This is a genomic window from Burkholderia sp. 22PA0106, assembly GCF_047497155.1.
Taxonomy (GTDB): Bacteria; Pseudomonadota; Gammaproteobacteria; order Burkholderiales; family Burkholderiaceae; genus Burkholderia.
In genome coordinates this window covers 2,066,554-2,091,524 of the sequence record NZ_CP163162.1, presented here as the reverse complement: position 1 = coordinate 2,091,524, position 24,971 = coordinate 2,066,554, and the positions used below count along the sequence as shown (strand labels likewise).

General features: G+C 67.9%; 23 protein-coding genes. 15 read left to right on the top strand and 8 right to left on the bottom strand.

The window, feature by feature from the left end; all coding sequences use genetic code 11:
* Positions 1-18: 18 nt before the first annotated feature.
* From AB4850_RS08890 to AB4850_RS08870, 5 genes are all read left to right on the top strand, one after another.
* Positions 19-1,326 (top strand): MFS transporter, encoded by a 1,308-nt coding sequence (locus tag AB4850_RS08890; protein WP_414441991.1) that lies wholly within the window; start codon positions 19-21, stop codon positions 1,324-1,326.
* Positions 1,323-2,345, top strand: coding sequence for an alpha/beta fold hydrolase (locus AB4850_RS08885; RefSeq protein ID WP_414439452.1), 1,023 nt, complete (start codon positions 1,323-1,325; stop codon positions 2,343-2,345). Before AB4850_RS08890 ends, AB4850_RS08885 begins: the two co-directional genes overlap by 4 nt.
* Before the next feature lie 115 nt (positions 2,346-2,460).
* Positions 2,461-4,713, top strand: coding sequence for an autotransporter outer membrane beta-barrel domain-containing protein (locus tag AB4850_RS08880; protein ID WP_414439451.1), 2,253 nt, complete (start codon positions 2,461-2,463; stop codon positions 4,711-4,713).
* The gene (locus AB4850_RS08875) at positions 4,703-6,217 is read left to right on the top strand and encodes an autotransporter strand-loop-strand O-heptosyltransferase (protein WP_414439450.1); all 1,515 of its coding nucleotides are present in this window, start codon (positions 4,703-4,705) and stop codon (positions 6,215-6,217) included. The genes AB4850_RS08880 and AB4850_RS08875 overlap by 11 nt, the downstream gene beginning before the upstream one ends.
* Positions 6,218-6,417: 200 nt before the next feature.
* Positions 6,418-6,555 (top strand): oxidoreductase-like domain-containing protein, encoded by a 138-nt coding sequence (locus tag AB4850_RS08870; RefSeq protein ID WP_414439449.1) that lies wholly within the window; start codon positions 6,418-6,420, stop codon positions 6,553-6,555.
* 172 nt (positions 6,556-6,727) lie between these two features.
* Here AB4850_RS08870 and AB4850_RS08865 read toward each other — a convergent pair whose 3' ends face one another.
* Together AB4850_RS08865 and AB4850_RS08860 are read right to left on the bottom strand one after the other, a co-directional pair.
* The gene (locus AB4850_RS08865; RefSeq protein WP_414439448.1) at positions 6,728-7,393 is read right to left on the bottom strand and encodes a cation diffusion facilitator family transporter; all 666 of its coding nucleotides are present in this window, start codon (positions 7,391-7,393) and stop codon (positions 6,728-6,730) included.
* Between the two features lie 327 nt (positions 7,394-7,720).
* Complete coding sequence (locus AB4850_RS08860) at positions 7,721-9,511, bottom strand: S8 family peptidase (protein ID WP_414441990.1); 1,791 nt, start codon at positions 9,509-9,511, stop codon at positions 7,721-7,723.
* A gap of 515 nt (positions 9,512-10,026) precedes the next feature.
* Between AB4850_RS08860 and hpaI the strand changes: the two genes are divergently transcribed.
* The 4 genes from hpaI to AB4850_RS08840 all read left to right on the top strand — a co-directional run bounded on the left by hpaI (position 10,027) and on the right by AB4850_RS08840 (position 13,165).
* The gene (gene hpaI, locus AB4850_RS08855) at positions 10,027-10,827 is read left to right on the top strand and encodes a 4-hydroxy-2-oxoheptanedioate aldolase (protein WP_414439447.1); all 801 of its coding nucleotides are present in this window, start codon (positions 10,027-10,029) and stop codon (positions 10,825-10,827) included.
* A 355-nt stretch (positions 10,828-11,182) separates the two neighbouring features.
* Positions 11,183-11,323 (top strand): hypothetical protein, encoded by a 141-nt coding sequence (locus AB4850_RS08850; RefSeq protein WP_414439446.1) that lies wholly within the window; start codon positions 11,183-11,185, stop codon positions 11,321-11,323.
* Positions 11,324-11,469: 146 nt separating this feature from the next.
* Positions 11,470-12,171 (top strand): hypothetical protein, encoded by a 702-nt coding sequence (locus tag AB4850_RS08845; RefSeq protein WP_414439445.1) that lies wholly within the window; start codon positions 11,470-11,472, stop codon positions 12,169-12,171.
* Between the two features lie 25 nt (positions 12,172-12,196).
* Complete coding sequence (locus AB4850_RS08840) at positions 12,197-13,165, top strand: LysR family transcriptional regulator (protein ID WP_414439444.1); 969 nt, start codon at positions 12,197-12,199, stop codon at positions 13,163-13,165.
* A 93-nt stretch (positions 13,166-13,258) separates the two neighbouring features.
* Here AB4850_RS08840 and AB4850_RS08835 read toward each other — a convergent pair whose 3' ends face one another.
* Positions 13,259-14,932 (bottom strand): thiamine pyrophosphate-binding protein, encoded by a 1,674-nt coding sequence (locus tag AB4850_RS08835; RefSeq protein WP_414439443.1) that lies wholly within the window; start codon positions 14,930-14,932, stop codon positions 13,259-13,261.
* Positions 14,925-16,166: an MFS transporter gene (locus tag AB4850_RS08830; protein WP_414439442.1), complete on the bottom strand. Its 1,242-nt coding sequence runs from the start codon at positions 16,164-16,166 to the stop codon at positions 14,925-14,927. The genes AB4850_RS08835 and AB4850_RS08830 overlap by 8 nt, the downstream gene beginning before the upstream one ends.
* Before the next feature lie 685 nt (positions 16,167-16,851).
* On the opposite strand from AB4850_RS08830, the gene AB4850_RS08825 reads away from it, so the two are divergent.
* The 3 genes from AB4850_RS08825 (at position 16,852) to AB4850_RS08815 (ending at position 19,797) form a co-directional block, all read left to right on the top strand.
* Entirely contained in the window at positions 16,852-17,844 is a 993-nt protein-coding gene (locus AB4850_RS08825) for a TRAP transporter substrate-binding protein (RefSeq protein ID WP_414439441.1), read from the top strand.
* A gap of 114 nt (positions 17,845-17,958) precedes the next feature.
* Positions 17,959-18,438, top strand: a complete 480-nt coding sequence (locus AB4850_RS08820; protein WP_414439440.1) for a TRAP transporter small permease — start codon at positions 17,959-17,961, stop codon at positions 18,436-18,438.
* Positions 18,439-18,444: 6 nt separating this feature from the next.
* The gene (locus tag AB4850_RS08815; RefSeq protein ID WP_414439439.1) at positions 18,445-19,797 is read left to right on the top strand and encodes a TRAP transporter large permease; all 1,353 of its coding nucleotides are present in this window, start codon (positions 18,445-18,447) and stop codon (positions 19,795-19,797) included.
* A 107-nt stretch (positions 19,798-19,904) separates the two neighbouring features.
* Here the strand turns inward: AB4850_RS08815 and AB4850_RS08810 are convergent, their stop codons facing one another.
* Both AB4850_RS08810 and AB4850_RS08805 read right to left on the bottom strand, forming a co-directional pair.
* Entirely contained in the window at positions 19,905-20,630 is a 726-nt protein-coding gene (locus AB4850_RS08810; protein ID WP_414439438.1) for an RES domain-containing protein, read from the bottom strand.
* Positions 20,631-20,639: 9 nt separating this feature from the next.
* The gene (locus tag AB4850_RS08805) at positions 20,640-21,317 is read right to left on the bottom strand and encodes a hypothetical protein (RefSeq protein ID WP_414439437.1); all 678 of its coding nucleotides are present in this window, start codon (positions 21,315-21,317) and stop codon (positions 20,640-20,642) included.
* Between AB4850_RS08805 and AB4850_RS08800 the strand changes: the two genes are divergently transcribed.
* The gene (locus AB4850_RS08800; protein WP_414439436.1) at positions 21,316-21,597 is read left to right on the top strand and encodes a hypothetical protein; all 282 of its coding nucleotides are present in this window, start codon (positions 21,316-21,318) and stop codon (positions 21,595-21,597) included. The two genes, AB4850_RS08805 and AB4850_RS08800, sit on opposite strands and share 2 nt — an antisense overlap.
* Positions 21,598-21,832: 235 nt before the next feature.
* Here the strand turns inward: AB4850_RS08800 and AB4850_RS08795 are convergent, their stop codons facing one another.
* Entirely contained in the window at positions 21,833-21,964 is a 132-nt protein-coding gene (locus tag AB4850_RS08795) for an HHHH-motif protein (protein ID WP_414439435.1), read from the bottom strand.
* 247 nt (positions 21,965-22,211) lie between these two features.
* Complete coding sequence (locus AB4850_RS08790) at positions 22,212-22,736, bottom strand: Lrp/AsnC family transcriptional regulator (RefSeq protein ID WP_414439434.1); 525 nt, start codon at positions 22,734-22,736, stop codon at positions 22,212-22,214.
* A 197-nt stretch (positions 22,737-22,933) separates the two neighbouring features.
* Here AB4850_RS08790 and AB4850_RS08785 point away from each other — a divergent pair, with 197 nt between their 5' ends.
* A complete protein-coding gene (locus AB4850_RS08785) occupies positions 22,934-23,950 on the top strand; it encodes a 1-aminocyclopropane-1-carboxylate deaminase (RefSeq protein WP_414439433.1) in 1,017 nt (338 codons plus the stop codon).
* A gap of 207 nt (positions 23,951-24,157) precedes the next feature.
* Positions 24,158-24,931, top strand: coding sequence for an SDR family NAD(P)-dependent oxidoreductase (locus AB4850_RS08780; RefSeq protein ID WP_414439432.1), 774 nt, complete (start codon positions 24,158-24,160; stop codon positions 24,929-24,931).
* The last annotated feature ends 40 nt before the right edge of the window (positions 24,932-24,971 follow it).

Sequence of the window (24,971 nt, the reverse complement as noted above, 5' to 3'; positions counted from 1 at the left end):
TCTGCCGTGGCCGTGCGCATGTCGCCGTCGATGGTGCGCCGCGCGATTTTCGCGTCGGTGCTCGGCAACGGCCTGGAATGGTTCGACTTCCTGATCTACGGCTATTTCTCGAAGATCATCGCGCAGGTGTTCTTCCCGTCCGGCAACGGGCTGGTGTCGCTGATGCTGACGCTGGCCACGTTCGCGGTGGGCTTCTTCGTGCGGCCGCTCGGCGGCATCCTGCTCGGCGTGTATGCCGACCGCGCCGGCCGCAGCCGCGCGCTGTCGCTGCTGATCATCTCGATGGCCGGCAGCACGCTGCTGATGGGGCTGACGCCCGGCTTCGCGCAGATCGGCTACGCCGCGCCCGCGCTGGTGATCCTGGCGCGCGTGCTGCAGGGGCTGTCGGTGGGCGGGCAGTTCGCCACCGCCTCGGCGATGCTGGTGGAATACGCGCCGCCGGGCCGCAAGATGTTCTACGGCAGCTTCAACATGACGGCGCAGTCGTTCGCGCTGCTGCTGTCGTCGGCCGCGGGCTATCTGCTGACCACGCGGCTGTCGCATGCCTCGCTGGTGGAATGGGGCTGGCGCGTGCCGTTCCTGTGCGGCGCGCTGGCCGGGCCGCTCGGCTTCTACATCCGTCACAAGGTGGCGGAATCGCCGGAGTTCCAGCAACTGCGCGCGGAAAGCGCCGGCGAGCGCCCGAAGGTGCCGCTGCGCACGTTCTTCCGCGACAACGGCCGCGCCGCGCTGTGCGCGATGGGCGTGATCGCGGTGGGCGCGGCCACCAACTATGTGTGGCACTCCTATCTGGCCGTGTACGTCGAGCGCCAGTTGCACCTGCCGTTGCAGGTCGCGCTGCGCGGGGCGTTCTTCTCGGGCCTGCTGAATTTGTTCCTGTTCCCGCTGTCGGGGCGTCTGGCCGACCGCTACGGGCCGTACCGGCTGTTCTATCCGATCACGATCGCCTGGATGCTGTGCGCGTATCCGCTGTTCGTGTTCGTGGTGTCCGCGCCGTCGGCCGAGCGCCTGTTGATCGCGCAACTGATTTCCACCGTGTTTCTCGCGGCGATGTCGGGCGCCCACCCGGGCATGCTCGCGACGCTGTTCCCGGTGCGCAGCCGCTCGTCCGGCGTGGCGCTGTCGTACAACGTCGCCGTCACGCTGTTCGGCGGGCTCGCGCCGTTCACCATCACCGGGCTTACGTCGCTGACGGGCAGCAGCCTGACCCCCGCGTTCTATCTGATCTTTGCCGGCTTCGTCTCGCTCGCCCTGGTCGGGCTGTCCCGTCGCGGACACCCCGAACTCGGCGCCGACGCAGCGGCCACCATGAGGACCCCCGCTTGAGCACCGTGCCCGACCACGCCCACGACGAACGCGCGCCGAACGAACGGCCCGTCGATGTCGTCGCGCCGCAACACCTGACCGTCAACGCACCGGCCGGCACCGGCATCGTGCCGCTGTTCGCCACCGGCGAATGGAACGCCTCGCAGCCGGACGTCACGACTGCCGTGATCCTGCTGCACGGCCGGCTGCGCAACGCCGACGCGTATTTCCGCTTCGCCCATCGCGCCCGCGCCGCGGCCGGCCGCAACTCGAACGACACGGTGCTGCTGGTGCCGCAGTTCCTGGCCCAGGCCGACGTGGAAGCGCACCGGCTGCCGGCCTCCACGCTGTGCTGGGACTGGACCGGCTGGATGGGCGGCGGCGAGGCGCTGGCGCCCGCGCCGGTCAGCTCGTTCGACGTGCTCGACGCGCTGCTCGCGGCGCTCGCCGACCGCGCCACGTTCCCCGCGCTGCGCGAAGTGGTGGTGGCCGGCCATTCGGGCGGCGGGCAGGTCGCGCAGCGCTATGCGGTGCTGGCGCACGGCGAGGCGGCGTTGAGCGCGCAGGGCGTGGCGCTGCGCTACGTGATTGCGAATCCGTCGTCGTACGTGTATTTCGACCGGCTACGCCCCGATGCCGACGGCGGCTTCTCGCCGTTCGACGGCGCGCGCTGCACCGGCTTCAACGACTGGAAATACGGCCTCGACGCGCTGCCCGCCTATGCGAGCGAGCAGCCCGCCGCCGCCGAGCCGGGCGCGTTCGAGCGCGCCTATCTGGAACGCGACGTGACCGTGCTGCTCGGCGAGCGCGACTGCGATCCCGAACACCCGGCGCTGGACCGCTCGTGCGCGGCGATGACGCAAGGCGAGCACCGGCTCGGGCGCGGCCTGGCCTACGCCCGCTATATCGCCTCGCGCGGCGCGGCCGATTGCACCCACGAAACGCACCGGATTCCGGGCGCGGGCCACGACGCCGATGCGGTGTTCGGCTCGCCGGCCGGCATCGCGGCGCTGTTCGGCAAGACCGCGCACGAAGCCTGAGCGGCGCACGGAGCCCGCGCGAGCGGGCTGCGCGAATCATCACGAATCATCAAGAATCAGCAGGCAGCACCCCGGACACGAATCCGGAACATATCGAAAAAAATCAGGAGACCGTATGAATTTGCGTAGCCCGAACTCCACCCCCGATCGGCTCGCCATGCCTGGCGCGACGGTCCGGCGTGCCGCTTCGTCACGTGTGCCGGCCGCGCTGGTCGCGCTGGCGCTGCCTGCGATCGCGCCGGCCGTACACGCGCAATCGTGCGACAACCAGGCCCTGCCGGGCGGCGCGGCCTGCGTGTCGACGGTGGCCGCCGGCCAGACCGTCAACGGCACCACCATCAACAACGGCGGCCAGCAGACAGTGCGCGGCACGGCGGTGGGCGCGACCGTCTCGTCGGGCGGCACGCAAACCATTTCGTCGGGCGGCGGCACCACCAACACGCAGCTCGCGGGCGGCCGGCAGGTGGTGTCGCGCGGCGGCGTGGCGACCGGCACCGTGATCGGCAACGACGGGCTGCAGACGGTGTTCTCGGCCGGTTCGACGCTCAGCACGGTGGTGTCGTCGGGCGGCACGCAGTACATATCGGCGGGCGGCGTGGCAACCGGCACCACGGTGGTGTCGGGCGGCAGCTTCGGCGTGTCGCGCGGCGGCCTGGCCAGCGGCTCGGTAGTCGGCACGGGCGGCCTGATGCGCATCTATTCGGGCGGCCAGGCCAACGACAGCGTGGTGACGGGCGGCAAGCAATACGTGTCGGCCGGCGGCTCGGCCGTCGGCACGGTGGTCAGCGCCGGTTCGCAAGTGGTGTTCACCGGCGGCGCGACCACCTCGACGGTGGTCAACGGCGGGATCCAGCTCGTGTCGAGCGGCGGCCTGGCCACCGGCACGCAGGTCAACGCGGGCGGTGCGCAAACGGTGCTGCTCGGCGGCTCGGCCGCGCAGAGCACGGTGGCGGCCGGCGGCAACCTGACGGTCGACGTGGGCGGCAACACGGCGGCGGGGCCAGTGGCCGCGCAGACGCTGGCCGGCGTGGTGCTGGCCGGCGGCACGCTGACGCTCGACGAAGCCGCCACCGACTTGCTGACCGGCAACGCCGCGGTGTCCGCCGGCACGCTCGCGATGCAGGGCGGCACGGTGGCGTTCGCCGCGCCGAAGGGCGGCGGCTTCAAGACGCTGAGCGTCGGGCAACTGTCGGGCAGCGGCCAGTTCGTGCTGAACACCAACGTCGGCGCGGGGCAGGCCGACCGGCTGGTGGTGGCGCAGGGCACCGGCGCGTATTCGCTGTCGGTGCATGACGGCAGCACCACGGCCGCGGCCGCCAACGCACGCGTGCAGCTCGTGCAGGCGGCGGGCACCAGCGCGACGTTCACGCTGGCGGGCGGCGGCAACGGCATCGACGTCGGCGCCTACAAGTTCGCGTTGCAGGACGATGGCGGCAACTACTTCCTGGCCAATACCGGCCGCACCAGCGACATCGCCTCGGTCGCGCAGGCCGCGGCGGCCACCACGCCGATGCTCTGGTATCAGCAGCTCGAAACGACGTTCTCGTATCTCGGCGACCTGCGCGGCGGCGCGGGCGACGGCGGCGGCCTGTGGGTGCGCGCCTACGATCAGCGCCTGAAGACCAACCCGGGCGGCACCGCGACCGATTCGACGCTGTACGGCGCGCAGGTCGGCCGCGACTGGGCCTTTGCCACGCACGCGGGCACGGTGCACGTGGGCGCGACGGGCGGCTACGCGGAAGCGAACGAGAGCTTCGACGGCCTCGGCAACGGCACCGCGCGGCCCTGGAACATCGGCGCCTACGCGGGCATCGACACGCCGTCGGGCCTGTTCGCCGATACCGTGGTGCGCTACCTCGGCTTCAAGCAATCGCTCGGCGTTACCACCTCGGGCAACCAGGCCACCGGCGGCTACGCGCAATCGGGCTTCGCGCTGTCGATCGACGCCGGCAAGCGCTGGCAGCTCGGCGGGCGCTGGTGGGCCGAGCCGCGCGTCGAGGCCACCTGGCAGCACGATGGTGCGGTGTCCTATCAAACCTCGCTCGGCACGCCGATCGTGCTGCAATCGAAATCGGTGGTGTTCGGCGGCGCGGGCGCGCGGCTCGGCGCGTCGTTCGCGGTGGGCGACCTGAAGCTCGACCCGTATGTCGGCGTGGAGGCCATGCACGTGTTCAACGCGGGGCTGAACGACACGATCGGCGGCACCGCGCTGACCGCCGCGCTGCCGAAGACCTGGATCAACGCCGATCTCGGCGTGGGCGCGACGCTGACGCGCCACGTGCGGGCCTGGGGCGCGTTCGGTTACGGCAAGGGCCACGATTATTCGCAACCGTGGTCGGTGACGGTGGGGCTGCGCTATGTCGACTGAACTCGATACGCCGGCTGCGCGCCGCACGTCGTCGATCATCGAGGCGGCGTTGTCCGCGGTGTCCGCGTCGGGCATCGCGGCGGGAGATGGTTTGACGAGCATGCCGGGCCGGATGGTGGTCGATATGCCCGCGATGGCCGCGCCTGCCGTGGCGCCGGTTATCGAACCGGCAGTGGCATCGGTTGTTGCACCGGCAGCGGCGCTGGCGCCTGCCGCCGTGCCGGTCGCGTTCGCCGCGCCGCCGGCCCCGGCTGGCTCCGCCGCGCTGGTCGACACCGTGCCGACCGCGATCGTCGATCCCGGCCCGCCGGTGCTCGAAGGGCCGCACGGCATCCGCTACGACTTCAACTACGGCTGCCGCGTGCAGGTGCCGCCCGGTTCGTGGCAGGTGCGCCTGCTCGATACCGACGCCGACGTGGTGCTGTTCGACGAGCCGGTGGACGACGGCATCGTCAGCAGCACGAAGCGCTATTTCGTGCGCTTTCGCATCGAGGTGCTGCGCGACGGCGAGCTGGTGTTCGAGCACGACTACGACGCGCGCGACCGGCAGGTCTACATGCGTCTGCCGGTCGGCACGCTCGGCGACATCCTCGCCTGGTTCCCCTACGTCGACGAGTTTCGCCGCACCCACGGCTGCCGCGTGGCGGTGTCGATGGGCGCGGCGCTGTGGTCGCTGTTCGAGGATGCCTATCCCGACCTCGAATACGTGCGCCCCGAGGACGAGGCCGCCGTGCTGGCGCGCAGCTACGCGAGCTACTACCTCGGCATCTTCTTCCCGTGCGACGACCGCACGCATCAGCCGACCGATTTCCGCGTCAGCGGCCTGCAGAAGACGATTCCGTACCTGCTCGGCCTGATGGCCGTGGAGCGCCGCCCGCGCATCGGCGTGCGCGACACCACGCGCCAGATCGCCGAGCCTTACGTGGTGATCGCGGCGCAATCGTCGTCGCAGTGCAAGTACTGGAATCACCCGACCGGCTGGTACGAGCTGGTGAAGTTCCTGAAGGCGAGCGGCTATCGCGTGCTCTGCATCGACAAGCAGCCGGCGCACGGCGAAAAGCTGATGTGGAACCTGATCCCGTACGGCAGCGAGGATTTCACCGGCGACCTGCCGTTGCAGCAGCGCGCGAGCCTGCTGCTGCACGCCGATTTCTTCGTCGGGCTGTCGAGCGGGCTGTCGTGGCTGGCCTGGGCGCTCGGCAAGCCGGTGGTCATGATCAGCGGCTTCACGCATCCGATGAACGAGTTCGAGACGCCATACCGCGTGATCAACTTCCACGTCTGCAACAGCTGCTGGAACGACACGTCGATCGAGTTCGATCACCGCGACTTCGCGTGGTGTCCGCGCCATGCGGGCACCGATCGGCAGTTCGAATGCTCGCGCACCATCACGCCGGGGCAGGTGATCCGCACGGTCAAGAGCCTGATGACGAATCTCGATCTCGATCCGCGCCGGGCTGCCGCGCCGGTGGCAACCGACGTGCCGATGGCGCCGGCCGCCTGAATTTCCGGGCGGGTCGGCGGGAACGGGGCGCGGCGCAAGCCTATACTTGCGTTTCGTCCTGTTCCTTGTTCCCCATTGCCGCTTGCCCGAGTCACGCCGTGTCGAATTCCCCGCAACCTCCCGCTTCCGCCGCTGTTTCCATTTCCGCCGCTGATACCCAGCCGGCCGCTTCCCCCGCCGATCCGCGTCCGGAGGCACCCGTGCCGCCCGAACTCGAGGATTGCTGCCAATCCGGCTGCGCGCCCTGCATTTTCGATATGTACGACGACGCGCTCGCCCAATACAAGGCGGACCTGGCGCAATGGCTCGAACGCCATCCCGAGGCGCGGTCCGCCTGAGCGGGGGCGCCGGGTCGGGGCGTTGGAGAAGAAGGGAGGGGGACCGACGAGGTACGAATGGTGCCGAGTCAGCGCGAATCGACGAGCGTCGACGCGATCTCCAACTCGATCGCCCGTTCGATTTCCGGCGCGATTTCCAGTCCGACAATCAGCGCATCGATCAGCGCATCGATCAGCGCGACTCGGCCCGATACACGCCGCCCGTCTGTTCCGCGCGCAACTGATAGCCGCGCTTGGCGAACAGATAGCCGGTGCGCACGATCATCACGCCGATCAGCGTGGCCGCCAACTCGTCGAGACGCGGCAGCCCGGCGCGCGCGCCGGCCAGCGCCAGGGTGGCGACCAGCAGCGTGAGGGCGTCGGTGCGGATATGCCAGGCGCTCGCCTCGATCAACGCCGCGCCGCCGATCGCGCGCGCCCGGCGCAGCATCCAGCGCGACAGCGTTTCCTTGCCCGCCAGCGCGATCGCCAGCACTGCGAACGACAACGCATCGGGCGTCACGTCGCTCGGTGAGCCGAGGTCGGTGGTGGCGCTCCATACCATCTGTGCGCCGGTGGCGAGCAGCAGCACGCCGAGGCCCAGCAGCGCGAACGGCTCGTAGGTCGGGCGCTGTTCGGGCGGCAGCTTCGCGTCGAGCCGGCACGCCACCAGCAGCAGCGCGTCGGCCAGCAGGTCGACCGCCGCATGCACCGTATCGGCGAAGATCCCCGACGAATGCGCGGCATAGGCGGCACCGGCCTGCGCGGCCATCAGCACCAGGTTGACGACGAGGCTCGTCGTCAGCACACGGCTGGTGATCGCATGAACGGATTGGGACGCGCGCGCTGAACTCGGCATGGAGGCGTGGGGAGTGTTCTGCTTGAATGAAGCAGGACTCTATCGGCCGGAAATGGCAGACCTGTGACAAATGGGGTAACGGCTGGCCGCGAAGGGAAACGGGCCGAACGCCGCGCGGCGCGCCGGGCGTGGGGGCGGGAATGTCCCGACGCGCCGGAGCGGTCGGTGTCACATGCGTGTCACAGGCGGCGGATTGCAGCCTGCCGCACGCACGTAGGCGGGAACCGCAAGGGCGTAAAAAACGACGGCCCGCGCAACGTGGAAGCGTTACGCGGGCGCCGTGGGGAGCGGCATCGAACCACGATGCCGTGACAGGGACGGGCTTGCTTAATTCGTTGCGGACGCAACCGCTGCGCCGGCATCCATCAGGCCGGCGCCCGGCGCCATCGCCGTGCACGCCGACGAGGACGTGACCGCGATCTGCGAGGGGCGGGCCGTGGCGATCAGCTTCTGCGAGATCTGCGCGGGCGTCAGGTTCGGGTTGCGTGCCAGCATCAGGCTCGCCACGCCGGCCACTTGCGGTGCGGCCAGGCTGGTGCCGCTGTTGGTCTGGTACGTGTCGCTGCCCGGGCTGGTGGTGCCGGTGTTGCTGGTCGACAGGATCGTCGAGCCCGGCGCGCTCACCGTGATTTCCGGGCTGTAGTTGCTGTACCAGGCGCGCTTGCCGGTCGAATCGGTCGCGCCGACGGCAACCACGCCCGTGCAGTTCGCGGGGCGATCCTGGCCGTTGGCGAGGCCGTCGTTGCCGGCTGCCACCACCACCGTCACGCCGCGCGCGATCACGTCGTTGATGGCCGACTGGAACGTGCTGCCACACGGGCCGCTGCCGCCGAGGCTCAGGTTGATGACCTTGGCCGGGGTGGGGTTGTCGGCCACGCCCGACACCGAGATGCCGGCCGCCCAGCGCATCGCGTCGGCGATGTCGCTGGTGGTGCCGCCGCACTTGCCGAGCACGCGCACCGGCTGGATCTTGCCGAACCAGCTCGCGCCCGCGATGCCGGTGCCGTTGTTGCCGACCGCGCCGATCAGGCCGGCCACCTGCGTGCCGTGCCAGCTGCTGTTGCTCGGCGCGCTCGCGCAGTTGTAGAACGGGCTGGTCGAATCGTTCAGCTCGGCCTGCGTGACCCAGTCGCCCGGATCGGTCGCGTCGGCGCTGCGGCCGTGGCCGTTGTTGCCGGTGTTCACGTCGGTGATGAAGTCGTAGCCGGCCACCAGGTTGGCGGCGATGTCGGTGTGCGGGCGGTAGCCGGTGTCGAGCACGGCGGTCACCACGGTCGACGCGCCGGTGGTCAGGCTCCAGGCGGCCGGCATGTTGGTGCCGGTCGCGGTGCTGAAGTCGTTCCATTGCTGTGCGTAGCTCGGATCGTTCGGCGTGACCGTCGTGGCGCTCGCGAACAGGCGGCGGTCCGGTTCGGCGTAGGCCACGTCGCTGTCGGCGGCGAACGCCTGCGCCAGCGTGTTGGCGTCGGTGCTCGACACGCGCTTGCCGAGCGACACCACCGCCGAGCCGTCCGACATGGTGCGCTCGAGCTGCACGTTGTCGAAGCTCGGCAGCGCGGCGGTGCTGCCGCCGGTGCTGGTCGCGGCGAGGATGCTGGCCTTCGAGCGTTGCGTGTTCCATTGCGTCAGCACGCGGCTGATCACGTTGCCCACGCGCGCCGGATCGGCGGCGGTGGACGTGGCGGCCAGCGTGCGGGCGCCGTTGCTGCTGGTCGAGGCGGCGGCCGAGGCGAGTTTGACGATCAGGTGATCGACCGGCGCCTCGAACGCGCTCAGTGACACCAGCGACGGCGTGGCCGTCGAGTTGCCGTCGGTCGTCGTGCTGGACGTGGTGCTGCTGGAGGTGGTGGTCGAGGCCGTGGCGGCTTGCGAGGAGGCCAGGGCCGTGGTGCACATCGCGGAGTTGTTCGACGAGGTGCCGGAGGACGAACCCGAGGTGGATGCCGTGGTGCCGCTGCTGTTGCCGCTGGCCGCAGCCGACGGCGTGGGCGAATCACCGCCGCCGCCACCGCCGCAGCCGGCAATCACGGATGCGATCAACGTCATCGAAACGACGGTGGCCAGCGTACGAATCTGACCCGGGCGGAATTGGGCGGGGTTGAAGCGCTCGATATTCATGTCGTGACTCATTCTTTGTGTTCGCAACCGCCATCCCGCGGTCAGGGGGACCGCCTGGCAACGTGGCTACACGACACCCCGGTCGCGTTCGCCGCCATCGTCGCGATGGAAGGCCGGTCCGTTTCTCCCGCTGCGCTGACGCGTGCAGCAAGAGCTTCTGTTCCGGGTAACGGCGCGCGTTCACAATTCTTAATAGTTACCTGTAAAAGCTTGGCCTCCGAAATGATCGGAATCCTTACGGGGACGGATCGCAATCCCGGAAATGCATGAATGAGTTCTGATCGATCCTTTGAATAGCGGCTTGTAAACCCCGTACATCAAGGGATTCGTATTTGTCATATGAATTTGGATAACTAAGAAATGCGACAAGTAAGTTTTGAAAGTCCGATTTGGAGGCGGGGAATCATCTGATCGAAGCCGAATCGAAAAGTCGGAATCGAGGGCGCGGGCGAGCGGGCCGGCAGGCCGCTTTGCTTCGCCATGCCAAGCGAATTGATCGAGAGGAACGCACCACCATGACTGCAAGCCATTCGTATGGAATGAACCGCTTCAAGGCCGCGCTCGCGGCGCGGCGCCAGCAGGTCGGCTTCTGGGTGTCGATGGCCGAGCCCTATCTGTCGGAGATCACCGCGACAGCCGGTTTCGACTGGCTGCTGATCGACGGCGAGCACGCGCCGAACGACGTGCGCAGCATCGTCGGGCAGTTGCAGGCCGTGGCGCCGTATCGTGCCGAGGCGGTGGTGCGGCCGGTGGAGGGCCATACCGCGCTGATCAAGCAGTTGCTCGACGCGGGCGCGCGCACCTTGCTGGTGCCGATGGTCGAAACCGCCGAGCAGGCGAGCGCGCTGGTGGCGGCGGTGCGCTATCCGCCGCGCGGCGTGCGGGGAGTGGGCAGCGCGGTGGCGCGTGCCTCGCGCTGGAACCAGCGCACCGATTACCTCGATCTGGCCGACGAGGAGATCTGCCTGTTGGTGCAGGCCGAAAGCGCCACCGCGCTGGCAAACCTGGAGGCGATCTGCGCCGTCGATGGCGTGGACGGCGTGTTCATCGGCCCGGCCGACCTGGCCGCGTCGATGGGGCATCGCGGCAACCCGCGCCATGCCGACGTGCAGTTCGCGATCGACGACGCCATCGCGCGCATCGTGCGCAGCGGCAAGGCGGCCGGCACGCTGACGGACGATGCGACGCTCGCGCGTCATTACCTGTCGCTCGGCTGCCTGTTCGTGGCGGTGGGCGTGGACGTGCTGCTCTACGCGAACGCGGTGCGCGCGGTGGCCAATGGGTTCGGCGTGGGGCCGTCCGATCGCGAACGCTGATCGCGACGAGCGCGAAACGCGGCCGGAGCGCGTGCGCTGAACGTCGCGCGCATTACCGGTGTAATGCGCCGCGATCGGTGGCGGGCGGGGCCTGCGGCCGATCCGCCCGCATCGCGCGGCGGCACGGAAAGATGCGGTAAGACGCCGAAATTGCATCTGCGGGCACAACTTCCTAAAGTGAAGCGCACTCTTTCCCCAAAGAGTGTTATCGAAACGCGGTTTGCCTCGGCACCGGAACCTTCCGGGCCGAGGCGTTTTTTTGGTGCGCCGCCGTTGCACGCGAGCGGGCCGCCCGCGCCGCGAAGCATGCGAAGATGGCGCCGCGCCCCGGTCGCGGGCACACGACGGAGGCACGATGAATGGATGGTGGGCCGGCGCGACATCCGGCGTCTGGCGGGAAGGCTTGTGGGATCTGCTCGAACGGCTGTGGGCGCTGCTCGTGCTGGTGTTCCATTTCCTGTTGTGGCTGTTGCGCTTTCTCGGCGGCGGCGGTTGAGCGTGCGGCCGCCCGCGCGCCGTTGACGATTCGCATGATTTCGCAACGAATCGGAACGGTAGAATCGATCGCGCGACACGAACGGCCTGCATCCCGACCGGCGATCGATACGGGCCGACGAGCTAACCACGAACCATGGGGTTGTGATGACGCGAATCATCGAATGGCTGGCGCTGGGCGGCATGTTGACCTTCGGCTCGGCGGCCCTGGCTGCTCAGGCGGCGGGCCATGCGGCGGCAAGCGACGCGCGCTACGCGCACGTCGAGCTGTACCAACGTTGGGAGCCGACCGTGCAGGGCGGCATCTCGGCCGCGCAATGCAACGGCGGCGCGCACGGCGAGATCGTGACGGGCTTCGGCGATTGGTCGCGCACGATCCGGATGGCCACCAACGGCGCGCCGGGCGGTTGCGTCATGCAACTGGCCGTGATCGACCCCGACCACCGCCTGCAGGACTGGCAGCCGATCACGCGCTTCACGCCCACCGGCGACCCGGGCCAGTGCGGCAACGCCGGGATCAACCGCGTGCCGGTGGTGCGCACGCTGGAGGAAGCGCGCGCGCAGGCGTCCGCCATCGTGGTCGATACCGACAACCGCCCCGGCGGCTGCGACCTGCAGTTCGCCACCAACGTGGCCGGCCCGCGCATCGGCGTGTGGTTCGACACCGAACGCAGCCGCGGCCCGTGGGACAACGGCTGCCAGATGACGGGCCAGCACGCCGCCACGGCCAACGAACCGGCCACCATCCATGTCGATACCGACGATGCCCGCTCGGCCTGCCTGTTCCAGATGGGCCTGTTCCCCGACCGCGATCCGCTCAAGCCGCACGCCACGGTGAGTTACCGGTGAGCGTGCAACGATCGGCGGCCCGCTGATGAATTCGGACGATTTCAAGGTGTTTCTGCACGTCGCGAAAACGCTCAGCATTTCGCGCACGGCGATGGAGTCGGGCACCAACCAGTCGACGGTGAGCCGGCGCATCGGTTTGCTGGAGGCGGAGCTGGGCGTGCGCCTGTTTCGCCGCAGCGGTCGCGGCGTGGAACTGACCGAGCGCGGCCGGCACCTGCTCGGCTATGCGCAGACGCTCGAACGCACGCTCGACGAGGCGCGCGAGGCGATGCGCAGCGGCGGCGGGCGCGGCCCCGAAAGCCTGACCATCGCCGCGCAGCCCACCGTCGCGCGCATCATGTTCGGCCGCCTCGGCAATCTGCTGAAGGCGCGCTATCCCGATACGCGCATCCGCTTCGTCGAGGGGCTGGCGAGCCAGATCCTCGGCCGCCTCAGCGACGGCGAGATCGATCTCGCGGTGATGTACGTGCCGGAGCATCGCGGCGCGATGCAGTTCGACGCGCTGCTGACCGAGGCGGTGTGCCTGGTCACCTATGCCGGCTATGTGTTGCCGCCGGGGCCGTTCGACGTGCGTGAGCTGGGCCGGATTCCGCTGATCCTGCCGAGCACGCATCACGGGCTGCGCCTGCTGGTGGAAACGCTGGCCGAGCGGCATGGCTTCACGCCGCAGATCGCGCTCGAATGCGACGGCTCGATCTCGCTGACCAAGCGCCTCGTGATGGAACGTTGCGGATGCACCGTGTTGCCGGCGGCATCGGTGGTGGAGGAGGTGGCGGGGGGACGGCTGCGCTGCTTCGCGCTCAGTACGCCGCCCGTCACGCGCGAGGTGGCGATCGCCTGGCCGCAGAACCGTGCGATGCCCGAGGGCGTGTGGGAGGTGACGCGCGCGATCCGCGATCTGGCGGCCACGCTGGTGGACGACGGCAGTTGGCCGGGCACGACGCTGCTTGCGCCGCAGGCGCTGGGTGGGGCGCAGGCGCCGCCCGAAGCTTAGGCGTGGCGGGCGTATCCGGGGGTAACCGGCGCGGTTCGCGCCGCCTGCCGGCGACGCGCTCCAGGGGGGCGAACCGCCCAAGCCCCTTCGATCTCAACCCAACCGATTCGCCGGCGTGATCTGACGCGGATCGGTGCGCAACTCGATCACCGCGGGCACGCCTGCCTGGCGCGCGCGTTCGAACGCGGCCGGGAAATCCTCGGTGCGCACCACGCGCTCGGCATGCGCGCCGAACGCGCGCGCCATCGCCACGAAATCCGGATTGACCAGCCGCGTGGCCGACACGCGCCCCGGATACTCGCGCTCCTGATGCATGCGGATGGTGCCGAGCATCGCGTTGTTGACGACGATCGCGATCAGCGGCGCGCCGAATTGCACGGCTGTGGCCAATTCCTGCGGATACATCATGAAGCAGCCGTCGCCTGCGAAGCACACCACCTCGCGCGCCGGAAACTTCAGCTTGGCGGCGATCGCGGCCGGGAAGCCATAACCCATCGCGCCGTTGGTGGGCGCAAGCTCGGTGGCCATCCGGCGGTAGCGGTAGAAGCGGTGCACCCACACCGTGTAGTTGCCCGCGCCGTTGGTGATCACCGCGTCGTCGGGCAGCACCGCGTCGAGATGCGCGACCACCTGCGCCAGATCCACGCCATCGAGTTCCGGCGAGGCCGGCGGCGGCGTGGAGTGGGCGATGTAATCGGCGCGTGCGGCGGCCGTCCAGTCGTGCCAGCGTTGCCGGGTGGCCGCGTCGAGCGGCGCGAGCGCGTCGAGCGCCTGCGCGAAAACCGGCAGCGAGGCCGCGATCGGCAACGCCGCCTGGTAGACGCGGCCCAATTCTTCGGGGTCCGGATGAACGTGGATCAGCGTCTGCTTCGTGACCGGGCTGTCGAACAACGTATAGCCCGACGAGGTGGTTTCGGCGAGCCGCGAGCCGATCACGAGCAGCAGGTCGGCCGCCTTCGCGCGCGCGGCCAGCGCCGGCGACACGCCCAGGCCCAACTGGCCGACGTAATGCGGATCGCGGTTGTCGAGCAGATCCTGGCGGCGGAACGAGGCCGCCACCGGCAGGCCGTTGGCCGCCGCGAAGCGCGCCAGCGCGGCGCAGCCGGCTTCGTCCCAGCCGGTGCCGCCCGCGATCACGAGCGGGCGCTCGGCCTGCGCCAGCCGCTCGCGCAGCTCCGCCATCGCCTGCGCGTCGGGTGCGGCGCGCGCGATGCGCACCGGCGGCGCGTCGGCCACCTCGGCCTCGGGCGCGTTGAACAGCACATTTTCCGGCAACGCGATCACCACCGGCCCCGGCCGGCCCGACATCGCCACGCTGAATGCACGCGCGACGATCTCCGGAATCCGTTCGATGCGGTCGATCTCCACCACCCATTTCGCGAGTCCGCCGAACATGCGGCCGTAGTCCACTTCCTGGAACGCACCGCGCCCCGCGAAGCCGCCCTCGATCTGGCCGATGAACAGCAGCATCGGCGTCGAATCCTCGTTGGCGGTGTGCACGCCATTGCTCGCGTGCGTCGCGCCGGGGCCGCGCGTCACGAAGCAGATGCCGGGGCGGCCGGTCAGCTTGCCGTACGCGTCGGCCATGTTCGACGCCGCGCCCTCGTGGCGCGTGGTGATGGTGGCGATGCCCGGGGTGTCGTACAGCGCGTCGAGTACCGGCAGGTAGCTTTCGCCGGGCACGCAGTAGACGGTATCGGCGCCGTTGCGCACCAGCGCATCCACCAGCAGGCGGCCGCCGTTGCGCGGCTGGGTGAGGTCAGACATGGGTTTCAAGCTCCTTGTTGCGGGTTTCCGGCAGGAATACCGCGGCGATGAGGACGAGCACGTAGGACGCGGCGGCCCACATGCCGATCGATTTGGCGAGGCCGGCGGCGGCGCTCGTGAAGCCGACCGCGGCCGGCACCAGCGAGCCGATGCCGCGGCCGAAGTTGTACGAGAAGCCGCCGGCCGAGGCGCGGATCTGCGCCGGAAACAGCTCGGTGAAGCAGGCGCCCATCCCCGAGACGATGCCCGACTGGAACAGGCCGAGCGGGAAGCCGAGCAGCAGCAGCGCGAGCGGCGGCAGGTGCAGCAGCGTGTAGGTCAGAACGGTCAGGATCGCGCCGGCCGCCGACAGCGCGAACGTGGCGCGGCGGCCGATGCCGTCGCTGAGGTAGGCCATGCCGATATAGCCGCAGAACGAGCCGAGCAGGTTGACGACCAGGTAGAGCGTGGCGAGGTTGACGGGCAGGTTCTGCGTCTGGCGCAGGTAGGTGACGAGCCAGGTCAGGATCGTGTAGTTGCCGCCGAGCGCGCCGGCCGCCATCAGCGAGGCCAGCAGCGTGCGCGGCAGCACGCCCGGCGCGAACACCTGCGCGAACGTTTCCAGCATGCCGGTGCGGGCGCGATGCTCGGCCGCCGCCTCGAACGCCGCCGATTCGCCGACGTTGCGGCGCATCCAGAGCACCAGCAGGCCGGGCAGGATGCCGATCAGGAACAGCACCCGCCACGCCAGATGCTCGGGCAGCGCGTTGAACAGCGCCCAGTAGGCGAGTGCTGCCAGCGCATAGCCCACCGGCCAGCCGCTCTGCACCGCGCCGACAGCGCGGCCGCGAATGCGCTTGTCCACCACCTCGCCGATCAGGATCGCGCCCGCCGCCCATTCGCCGCCGAAGCCGAGGCCCTGCAGGCTGCGCGTGAACAGCAACTGCTCGAAGCCGTTGGTGAACGCGGACAAGCCGGTAAACAACGAGAACCACAGGATCGCCAGCTTCAGCACGCGCACGCGGCCGATGCGGTCGGCCAGCACGCCCGCGATCACGCCGCCGATCGCCGACGACACCAGCGCCGAGGTGCCGATCACGCCGGCCTGCGCCTTGGTCATGCTCCACGCGCCGAGCAGCGTCGGAATCACGAACGCGAAGAACTGCACGTCCATCGCATCGAGCACCCAGCCCAGGAAGCATGCCCAGAAGGTGCGGCGCTGGGCGGGCGCCATCGTGCTGTACCACGGTTGCATGATCGATCGTCTCCTGCAGGCGGATGGGCGCCTGTCGTCTGTCGTTATGGGTGCGGCGAGGCGGCCCGAAGGCGCGGGTGGCGCGGGCCGCATCGTCGTACCGATTATGGCGACGGCCGCACGTGGTGCGTTGCGCCGGCCGCATAGCAGCTATGCGCGCGCGGCCCGGCGTGTTTCGGCATGCGAACGAAAGGCAATTGAAATGATTGCGAGGCATTCGGTAAGCCGGTGCTCGGACATCACGGTTGATTCCGGGACGACCGCGATCAACCTGTGCGGGCAGCTTTGCCGTCGGCCGAAGCCGCCACGGCAAAAACGAAACACGGTTAACCCGCAATGATCAGTTGTCTAATGACATCTGTCCGAGCAGTCAGGACCACCAAAGAGTTTTCCCTCGGTCGCGCGGAGGCGCTGCGGCGAAGGGCGCGAGTTTCGGATTCAAGTCGTTGAATCCTATATAAAACCTGCCTGAGAGGCAGATTCGGCGAGGTGGTCCTCTGCGGGTATGCACCAAGTGTACAAGCGTAGTTCTGGCCCGATAGACTCGCTTCCTAGTTGTACGACGTGAGACAGCGGGTGGCTGCCTGACAGTGATCGGACGACAAGACGGAACGCAGCGCGCAACGAACGCCGCCTGCCCGGCACGGCAAAACCAATACTCGATATTCCCTGAGGAGACTTGACCATGAAAACGATCTTCACGCGTACGCGCGTCACCGCCGCCGTCGTCGCGGTGCTCGCCGCGGCCACGACGATGTCCGCCGAGGCCCGCGTGTTCCGCTCGGCCGACGTCCACAGCGACACCTTCCCGACCAACATGGCCGTGAAGTTCATGAGCGACGAGATCAAGAAGGCGACCGACGGCAAGGATTCGATCAAGGTCTACGGCAACAGCGCGCTCGGTTCGGAAAACGAAACGGTCGACCAGGTGCGGATCGGCGCGATCGACATGGTTCGCGCGAACGGCGCGGCGTTCAACGAGATCGTGCCGGAATCGATGATCCCGTCGTTCCCGTTCCTGTTCCGCGACATCGAGCACTTCCGCAAGGTGATGTACGGCCCGGAAGGCCAGAAGATCCTCGACGCGTTCAAGGCCAAGGGCATGATCGCGCTGACGTTCTATGAAAGCGGCGCGCGCTCGATCTACGCGAAGCGCCCGGTCAAGTCGCCGGCCGACATGAAGGGCCTCAAGGTGCGCGTGCAACCGTCGGACCTGATGGTCGACGAGATCCGCGCGATGGGCGGCGTGCCGACCCCGATGCCGTTCTCGGAAGTCTATACGGGCCTGAAGACGGGCCTGGTGGATGCCGCCGAAAACAACCTGCCGTCGTACGACGAAACCAAGCACTACGAAGTGGCGAACGTGTTCTCGGAAACGCAGCACGCCATGACGCCGGAAGTGCTGGTGTTCTCGAAGAAGATCTGGGACACGCTGAGCCCGCAGGAACAGGCCGCGATCAAGAAGGCCGCCGCCGATTCCGTGCCGTACTACGTGAACCTGTGGACGGCGCGTGAAGCCGATGCGCGCACCGCCGTGCTGAAGGGCGGCGCGACCATCGTGCCGGCCGCGCAGATCGACCGCGCCGCGTTCGTGAAGGCGATGCAGCCGCTTTGGACCAAGTACGAGAAGACCCCGATGATGAAGCAGATCGTCGACGAGATTCAGCAGATCAAGTAATACCCGGCAATACCCGGTGCGCGGGCCGCCGCGACAAGCGAGCGGCCCGCGCCCGTGCTTCAACGGCCGCGCGAGGCTTCGCCCGGCCGCGTTTCCTGTCCCGAGAGGTTCCCAATGAGGTTCATCAAGCACTCGAACGACGTGCTGTTCATGGCGCTCGCGGTGGTGGCGTCGGCGAGTCTCGTCGTGCTGACGGCCATGGTGTTCTACGCCGTGGTGATGCGCTACGTCTTCAACAACGCGCCCGATTTCGTCGAGCCGATCGCGCTGCTGCTGGTGATCGTGATCGCGATGTTCGGCGCCGCGATGAAGGTGCGCGACGGCGGCCATATCGGCCTCGATTCGTTCGTGCGGCGGCTCTCGCCCAAGGCGCAGACGGCCGTGCACGCCTTCCAGCATCTCTGCCTGATGGCGTTCGCGGTGGCGATCATCGCCGGCTGCTATCAAATGGCCGAAACCACCTTCGAGGATCGCATCCCGATCATCGGCCTGCCCGAATCGGTCCGTTACCTGATCCCGATGCCGGCCGGCCTGGCCATCATCCTGTTCTCGCTCGAGCACCTGCTTGCGCTGCGCAAACGCAACCGAACCTGACCCAACATGGAACTCGCAATCCTTTCCATCAGCTTCCTGCTGCTGCTGTTTCTCGGGGTGCCCGTCTCGTTCGCGCTCGGGCTCGCCTGCGTCGCGACCTATCTCGCCGAGGGCTTGCCGATCGCCACCGCGATGCAGTCGGTCATCTCCGGGATGAACGCGTTCTCGTTCCTGGCAGTGCCGTTCTTCATCTTCTCCGGCGAACTGATGCTGCACGGCGGCATTGCCGACCGCATTTTGAAGTTCGCGCAGGCGATCGTCGGCCACTTCCGCGGCGGCCTCGGCATGGCCAACGTGGTGGCCTGCACGCTGTTCGGCGGCGTGTCCGGTTCGCCGACCGCCGACACCTCGGCGATGGGCGGCGTGGTGATTCCGCTGATGAAGCGCGAAGGCTACAGCGCCGCGTATGCGGTCAACGTCACGACCCACGCCTCGCTGGCCGGCGCGCTGATGCCGACCTCGACCAACATGATCATCTACGCGTTCGCCGCGCAGGGGATCGTGGGCATGCTCAACGGCCAGCGCGTGAGCGGCGTGTCGATCGGCGACCTGCTGTTCTCGGGCCTGCTGCCGGTGCTGTGGGTGATGGGCTTCGTGCTGCTCGCCGCCTATTGGCAGGCGCGCCGCTACGGCTATCCGCGCCGCGCCGACGGCAGCACCGCGCTGCAGAAGTTCCCGGGCTGGGCTGCGGTGGCGCGTGCGTTCGCCGGCGCGTTGCCGGGCCTCGGCGTGATCGCCATCATCCTGGTGTGCGTGGCCAAGGGCATTGCGACCGCCACCGAGGCGGCCGCGATCGCGGTGGTGTATTCGCTGGTGCTGACGATCTTCATCTACCGCACGCTGACCATGAAGAAGCTGATGCGCGCGCTGTCGCACGCCGCGCGCACGACCGGCGTGGTGCTGCTGCTGATCGCCGTGTCGAACATGCTTCGCTTCCAGATGTCGTACCTGGAAATTCCCGATTCGATCGAGCACCTGCTGCTGCAATCGAACGCGCAGCCGTGGCTGATGCTGCTGTACATCAACATCCTGCAGGTGTTCCTCGGCACGTTCGTGGACATGGCCGCGCACATCCTGATCACCACGCCGCTGTTCCTGCCGATCGCGATGGCGTGCGGCGTGGGGCCGGTGCAGTTCGGGATCATGCTGCTGCTGAACTGCTCGCTGGGCCTCGTGCATCCGCCGATCGGCTCGGTGCAGTTCGTGGGCTGCGCGATCGGGGAGGTGTCGATCGGCGAGACCACCAAGACGGCCTGGCCGTATTACCTGGCGATCTTCAGCGCGATCAACATCGTGACCTACTGGCCGTTCTTCTCGACCTGGCTGCCGAGCGTCATCAGCGGGCACCCGGTGTTCTGATTCTGATCGAATGACTGGCCGGCCCGAGTGAGGGTTCGGGCCGGTGCAAAGCAAAACGCCAGGCGCGGAGGAATCCTCGCCTGGCGTTTTCTATTGGGCGTCGTGCATCAGAGCCGGATCAAGGGCGGCGCATCGGCATCGGGACCATCGGTCAGCATCGGGTCGTCGAGAAAATGCCGATGAATGGCCGAGCCGTCGAAGCGTTCCATCAGGATTCGCGATCGGCCGAACAGTGCGGGCGCCGCCCAGTCGCCGAGCGCCAGCGCCGGGTAGCCGTGCACGCGTCGCGACGGGTAGACGAAGCCGTCGGGGCGTGCATCGGCGACCAGCGTCAGCATCGCGTTGCGCAGCCGCAGGCCGAGCCATTGGCAGGCTTCGTGATCGGGCGAGCCGATGATGTCGTGGATGCCCAGCCGGCTGCAGTGGTCGAGGCCGAGATGCCAGAGCACCAGTGGCCTGGCGAAGCGGACCCGCGCGATCACGCCGTGATCGAGGGCCTGCGGCGACACGTGGAAGCCGTTGCCCGCACCTCGGTTGTTGCGCACGAGCTGGCTCTCCCAGGCCGCGACCGCGTCGTCCGTGGCGAGGTAGAGCCAGGTGAACGGCAGGCGATGGTCACGGCGCACGAGTTCGAGCGGTGGCCCGAACCAGTGCGGGGTGAGCGGCGATGCCGTGGCGACGTACTTCTCGTTGTCGATGGCGCGCACGAATACCTGGCTCGGATGGTAGGTATAGGTGCGGCCGTCAAGGGCGCGAAGAATGGCTTCGGTGGTCGGGACGATCTCCGTCAGATAGCCCGGAAGCGGTGCATCGATGAGGGTTGGCCTGCTCACATTGCAGTCTCAGTCGGGATCCTCGGCCTGGAGCTTCGCGAGTGCGATGACCTTGTCGAACCGTGCGCCTTGCGAAAGACCGAGCATTCGCGTTTGCGCTTGCGCCAGGGGGCCGCGATCGGCAAACGGCAGGCCGGCGAGCACTTCCGCGGGCGACAGTTCGTTCAACGAATCTTGCTCGGTCAGGAAAAAGCCGTGAATCCGTGTTCTCGACTTCCGTTGGAGGATGCGAAGCACGCCGGGCATGATCGACGGTATATCGCCGACGAATTGCCAGGCAGGGTAGGCGCGACCGTTCTGCATGCCTGCCGGGATGACGCTGTAGAAGCGTGTGCCGTCACCGCGGTAAAGCGTGCTCCTGGACATGCCCGATTGCTCGAGTACCTCCTCGGGGCTCAATCTGGAAACCGGCAAACCCTGTTGCGCGACCGATGCCGCACGCGAATGCGATCGCTCCAGCCCGAGAATCTTGCGCAGCGACGCGGCCAATGCACTGCGCGTCGTGGCCTGGAGCAGGATGTCGTCGCGCTCCATGTGCTTGCGTTCGAGTTCGGCGGAGGCGCCGCACAGCAGATCCGCCGCCACGCGGTCGAGCAGCTTTTCGGGATCGCCCGAGTAATGCCCGGTTGCGAGTGCGATCAGGTCGGCGCGCGTTGCGGTTTTCTTTCTCCGGGTAGCGAGTTCCATGGACAGCTCCTTCAGCAAACCGAGGGGGCGCCGTGAGCGGCGCGACGTTATGTTGTTCCGCTTCGAGGCGCGCGAGCAGTGCGGCGCGCTTGGTTCCTTCGGGCACGGCGCGCGACAGCGATTCGTCGGCCCGGGCCAGCCTGTCACGGGCGGCGTCGAGTTCCGACAGAACGGTTTCCCTGATCCTGCCGCACTCGTTGGCGGACAGGGCGATCGCTCGATCCCGGTTCGACATGTCGGTGTTTCCAGCCCGGAAAGCATGAAGGAGTCACGACTCTAGCATATTTCTCATTTGTCCCATTTATCCCGTTTTTCTCAAGTGCTCGATGTGGACGTGACATGGCATCCGGCACGAACGGCAGGTGACGAGCGGCACAGGGAGCGAAATGGGAATGCGGGTGGGAGGAGCGGAAGATTTGCTACGGAAGGCGAAGCATGGGCAATGGCGTGCGCCGCGTGGTGCGGGCAAACCGGCCATCGTTGCGACGGCCGGTTTCGATCAGCTTGCGAAAGGCTTAATGCACCCAGTGGCAGCTGCGATGGTGGTGGTGATCGAAATGGCAAACCTTGTGCGGGCGGGCTTCCGCGTTCGTCACGAGGAGGGCGAGCGTCACGGCCAGGGCCGATGCGAGCAGCGTTTTTTTCATGGAGATGTCCTGAACGGAATAGTGTGGTTGTAGTACCGGATACGCCGTGTCGTGGCGGCCGACGTCATCGATGGGCTTGCGTGATCCGGGTTCGTTGCCGAACGAACTCGATGATACGAAGCCGGCTTATTTCAGGTGCAACGGTTTGTAACCATCCATTTAAAACAGCATTCAATTGCCTTTCGATCATGAATCCTGATCGATGGTCATGACCGTGTCATGCGCGTTCATGGGCATTCCGGCCACTTCAGACCGGAAACTGCGTGGTCGACAAAATTTCCTTCAGGACCACGAACGTGCGGATCTGCCGAACCCCGGGCAGATAGAGCAATTGCTCGGCGTGCAGCCGGTTGAAGGTTTCGCTGTCGCGCGTGCGCACCAGCATGAACGCATCGAACTCGCCGGTCACCACATGGCATTCCATGCATCCCGACACCTTCTGCGCGGCCTTCTCGAACGCGGCGAACGACTCGGGCGTAGAGCGATCGAGCACCACGCCGATCATGACCAGCATCCCGGCATTGAGCGCCTTCGGCTCCAGCAACGCCACCACGCCGCGAATCAAGCCCGCATCCTTCAGTTTCTCGACGCGCCGCAGGCAGGCCGGCGGGCTCAGGTTCACGCGCGCGGCCAGCGCGACGTTCGAGACCGAGGCGTCCTTCTGCAACGCCCGCAGGATTGCGCGGTCGGTGCGGTCCAGTTCGGCGCCCGCCGCCTCGGCCTTGGCCCGGGCGGACGCCGTGCTTGACGATGTTCGTTTTGTTGCGCACATGGGTGAGTTTTCCTAATGAAATTCCGCCTGATTATCCATCTGTTTTCCAAACGTCGAAAATCGACAATTTATTCACAACCCTGGTTCGTTCGAACGCTTCTACCATGATCGGGTCGTTTCGATGACAGCCGCACGACGGCGCCGGGCCATGCCGGCGCCGCGCGCCACGACCGAATCCATCGCCCAAGGAGCGCAGCATGAACCTTCAGAAATTCCCGCGTTACCCGCTAACCTTCGGCCCGACGCCGATCCAGCCGCTCAAGCGGCTCAGTGCGCATCTGGGCGGCAAGGTCGAGCTGTACGCGAAGCGCGAGGACTGCAACAGCGGCCTCGCGTTCGGCGGCAACAAGACCCGCAAGCTCGAATACCTGATCCCCGACGCGATCGCGCAGGGCGCCGATACGCTGGTGTCGATCGGCGGCGTGCAGTCGAACCAGACGCGCCAGGTGGCGGCGGTGGCCGCGCATCTCGGCATGAAGTGCGTGCTGGTGCAGGAGAACTGGGTCAACTACAGTGACGCCGTGTACGACCGGGTCGGCAATATCCAGATGTCGCGCATGATGGGCGCCGACGTGCGGCTGGTGCCGGACGGCTTCGACATCGGCATCCGCAAGAGCTGGGAAGAAGCGATGGCCGACGTGCGCGCCAGCGGCGGCAAGCCGTATCCGATTCCGGCCGGCTGCTCCGAGCATCCGCTGGGTGGCCTCGGCTTCGTGGGCTTTGCCGAGGAAGTGCGCGCGCAGGAAGCCGAGCTGGGGTTCCGCTTCGACTACATCGTGGTGTGCTCGGTCACGGGCAGCACGCAGGCCGGCATGGTGGTGGGCTTCGCGGCCGACGGGCGCGCCGATCGCGTGATCGGCATCGATGCGTCGGCCAAGCCGGCGCAAACGCGCGAGCAGATCCTGCGCATCGCGCGCGGCACCGCCGATCGTGTCGAGCTGGGCCGTGCGATCACGGATGCCGACGTGGTGCTCGACGAGCGCTTCGGCGGCCCCGAATACGGCCTGCCGAGCGAGGGCACGCTGGAGGCGATCCGCCTGTCGGCGAAGTTCGAGGGCATGCTGACCGATCCGGTGTACGAAGGAAAATCGATGCACGGCATGATCGAGAAAGTGCGGCTCGGCGAGTTCCCGGCCGGCTCGAAGGTGCTGTATGCGCATCTGGGCGGCGTGCCGGCGCTGAGTGCCTACAGCTATCTGTTCCGCGACGGTTGATGCCGCAGCGGCAGTAGCGGCATCGCCCCAAGGGCCGGCTGGCGCGTTGCGTCGCCGGCCCTTCGTGCTTTGATCACGATTCGTGATGACGCAATCAGCAAACAGCATTGGCGAGGCGCGGCGGCATGCGGTTTACTTGGCGCGCCGCCGCAGCGCGCCGATTCCCGGCCGCGCGCGGCGTGCACACGAAAGATACGGAGAACAGGCATGGGAGACGTCAATCGCCTGTTCCGGCTCGACGGGCGCCGCGCGCTCGTGACCGGGTCGGGACGCGGCATCGGCTTGGCACTCGCGCGCGGCCTCGCCGAAGCCGGCGCCAGCATCGCGATCAACGATCGCAATCCCGAGAAGGCGGCCGTGCTGGCCGCCACGTTCCGCGAGCAGGGCTTCGACGCCGCGCCCGCGGTGTTCGACGTGACCGATTCGGCGCAGGCCACGGCCGCGATCGATGCGTTCGAGGCCGAGGTCGGTCCGATCGACATCCTCGTCAACAACGCCGGCATCCAGCGCCGCGCGCCGCTCGACCAGTTCGCGGACGACGACTGGCACGCGCTGATGCGCGTCAATCTCGACGGCGCGTTCATCGTGTCGCGCGCGGTGGCGCGCCACATGATCGCGCGCGGGCACGGCAAGATCGTCAACATCTGCTCGGTGCAGAGCGAACTCGCGCGGCCCTCGATCGCGCCGTACGCGGCCTCGAAGGGCGCGCTGCGGATGCTGACCAAGGGCATGTGCGCCGACTGGGCGCGCCACGGCATCCAGGCCAACGGCCTTGCGCCGGGCTACTTCGAAACCGAACTGAATCAGGCGCTGGTCAACGATCCGGCATTCAACGACTGGATCTGCAAGCGCACCCCGGCGGGCCGCTGGGGCCGCGTCGACGAGCTGTGCGGCGCGGCGGTGTTTCTCGCCTCGGCGGCGGCCGATTTCATCAACGGCCAGACCTTGTTTGTCGACGGCGGCCTGACGAGCACGGTATGAGCGACGCACACGTTATCCTTCAGGAACCCGAAGAAACAGG

What these genes read in the sequence shown, in the direction of transcription:
- AB4850_RS08890 (WP_414441991.1), top strand. Translation starts at nt 19, where the DNA reads ATGTCGCCGTCGATGGTGCGCCGCGCGATTTTCGCGTCGGTGCTCGGC.
- AB4850_RS08880 (WP_414439451.1), top strand. Translation starts at nt 2,461, where the DNA reads ATGAATTTGCGTAGCCCGAACTCCACCCCCGATCGGCTCGCCATGCCT.
- AB4850_RS08875 (WP_414439450.1), top strand. Translation starts at nt 4,703, where the DNA reads ATGTCGACTGAACTCGATACGCCGGCTGCGCGCCGCACGTCGTCGATC.
- AB4850_RS08865 (WP_414439448.1), bottom strand. Translation starts at nt 7,393, where the DNA reads ATGCCGAGTTCAGCGCGCGCGTCCCAATCCGTTCATGCGATCACCAGC.
- AB4850_RS08860 (WP_414441990.1), bottom strand. Translation starts at nt 9,511, where the DNA reads ATGAATATCGAGCGCTTCAACCCCGCCCAATTCCGCCCGGGTCAGATT.
- hpaI (WP_414439447.1), top strand. Translation starts at nt 10,027, where the DNA reads ATGACTGCAAGCCATTCGTATGGAATGAACCGCTTCAAGGCCGCGCTC.
- AB4850_RS08850 (WP_414439446.1), top strand. Translation starts at nt 11,183, where the DNA reads ATGAATGGATGGTGGGCCGGCGCGACATCCGGCGTCTGGCGGGAAGGC.
- AB4850_RS08845 (WP_414439445.1), top strand. Translation starts at nt 11,470, where the DNA reads ATGACGCGAATCATCGAATGGCTGGCGCTGGGCGGCATGTTGACCTTC.
- AB4850_RS08840 (WP_414439444.1), top strand. Translation starts at nt 12,197, where the DNA reads ATGAATTCGGACGATTTCAAGGTGTTTCTGCACGTCGCGAAAACGCTC.
- AB4850_RS08835 (WP_414439443.1), bottom strand. Translation starts at nt 14,932, where the DNA reads ATGTCTGACCTCACCCAGCCGCGCAACGGCGGCCGCCTGCTGGTGGAT.
- AB4850_RS08830 (WP_414439442.1), bottom strand. Translation starts at nt 16,166, where the DNA reads ATGCAACCGTGGTACAGCACGATGGCGCCCGCCCAGCGCCGCACCTTC.
- AB4850_RS08825 (WP_414439441.1), top strand. Translation starts at nt 16,852, where the DNA reads ATGAAAACGATCTTCACGCGTACGCGCGTCACCGCCGCCGTCGTCGCG.
- AB4850_RS08820 (WP_414439440.1), top strand. Translation starts at nt 17,959, where the DNA reads ATGAGGTTCATCAAGCACTCGAACGACGTGCTGTTCATGGCGCTCGCG.
- AB4850_RS08815 (WP_414439439.1), top strand. Translation starts at nt 18,445, where the DNA reads ATGGAACTCGCAATCCTTTCCATCAGCTTCCTGCTGCTGCTGTTTCTC.
- AB4850_RS08800 (WP_414439436.1), top strand. Translation starts at nt 21,316, where the DNA reads ATGGACAGCTCCTTCAGCAAACCGAGGGGGCGCCGTGAGCGGCGCGAC.
- AB4850_RS08805 (WP_414439437.1), bottom strand. Translation starts at nt 21,317, where the DNA reads ATGGAACTCGCTACCCGGAGAAAGAAAACCGCAACGCGCGCCGACCTG.
- AB4850_RS08795 (WP_414439435.1), bottom strand. Translation starts at nt 21,964, where the DNA reads ATGAAAAAAACGCTGCTCGCATCGGCCCTGGCCGTGACGCTCGCCCTC.
- AB4850_RS08790 (WP_414439434.1), bottom strand. Translation starts at nt 22,736, where the DNA reads ATGTGCGCAACAAAACGAACATCGTCAAGCACGGCGTCCGCCCGGGCC.
- AB4850_RS08785 (WP_414439433.1), top strand. Translation starts at nt 22,934, where the DNA reads ATGAACCTTCAGAAATTCCCGCGTTACCCGCTAACCTTCGGCCCGACG.
- AB4850_RS08780 (WP_414439432.1), top strand. Translation starts at nt 24,158, where the DNA reads ATGGGAGACGTCAATCGCCTGTTCCGGCTCGACGGGCGCCGCGCGCTC.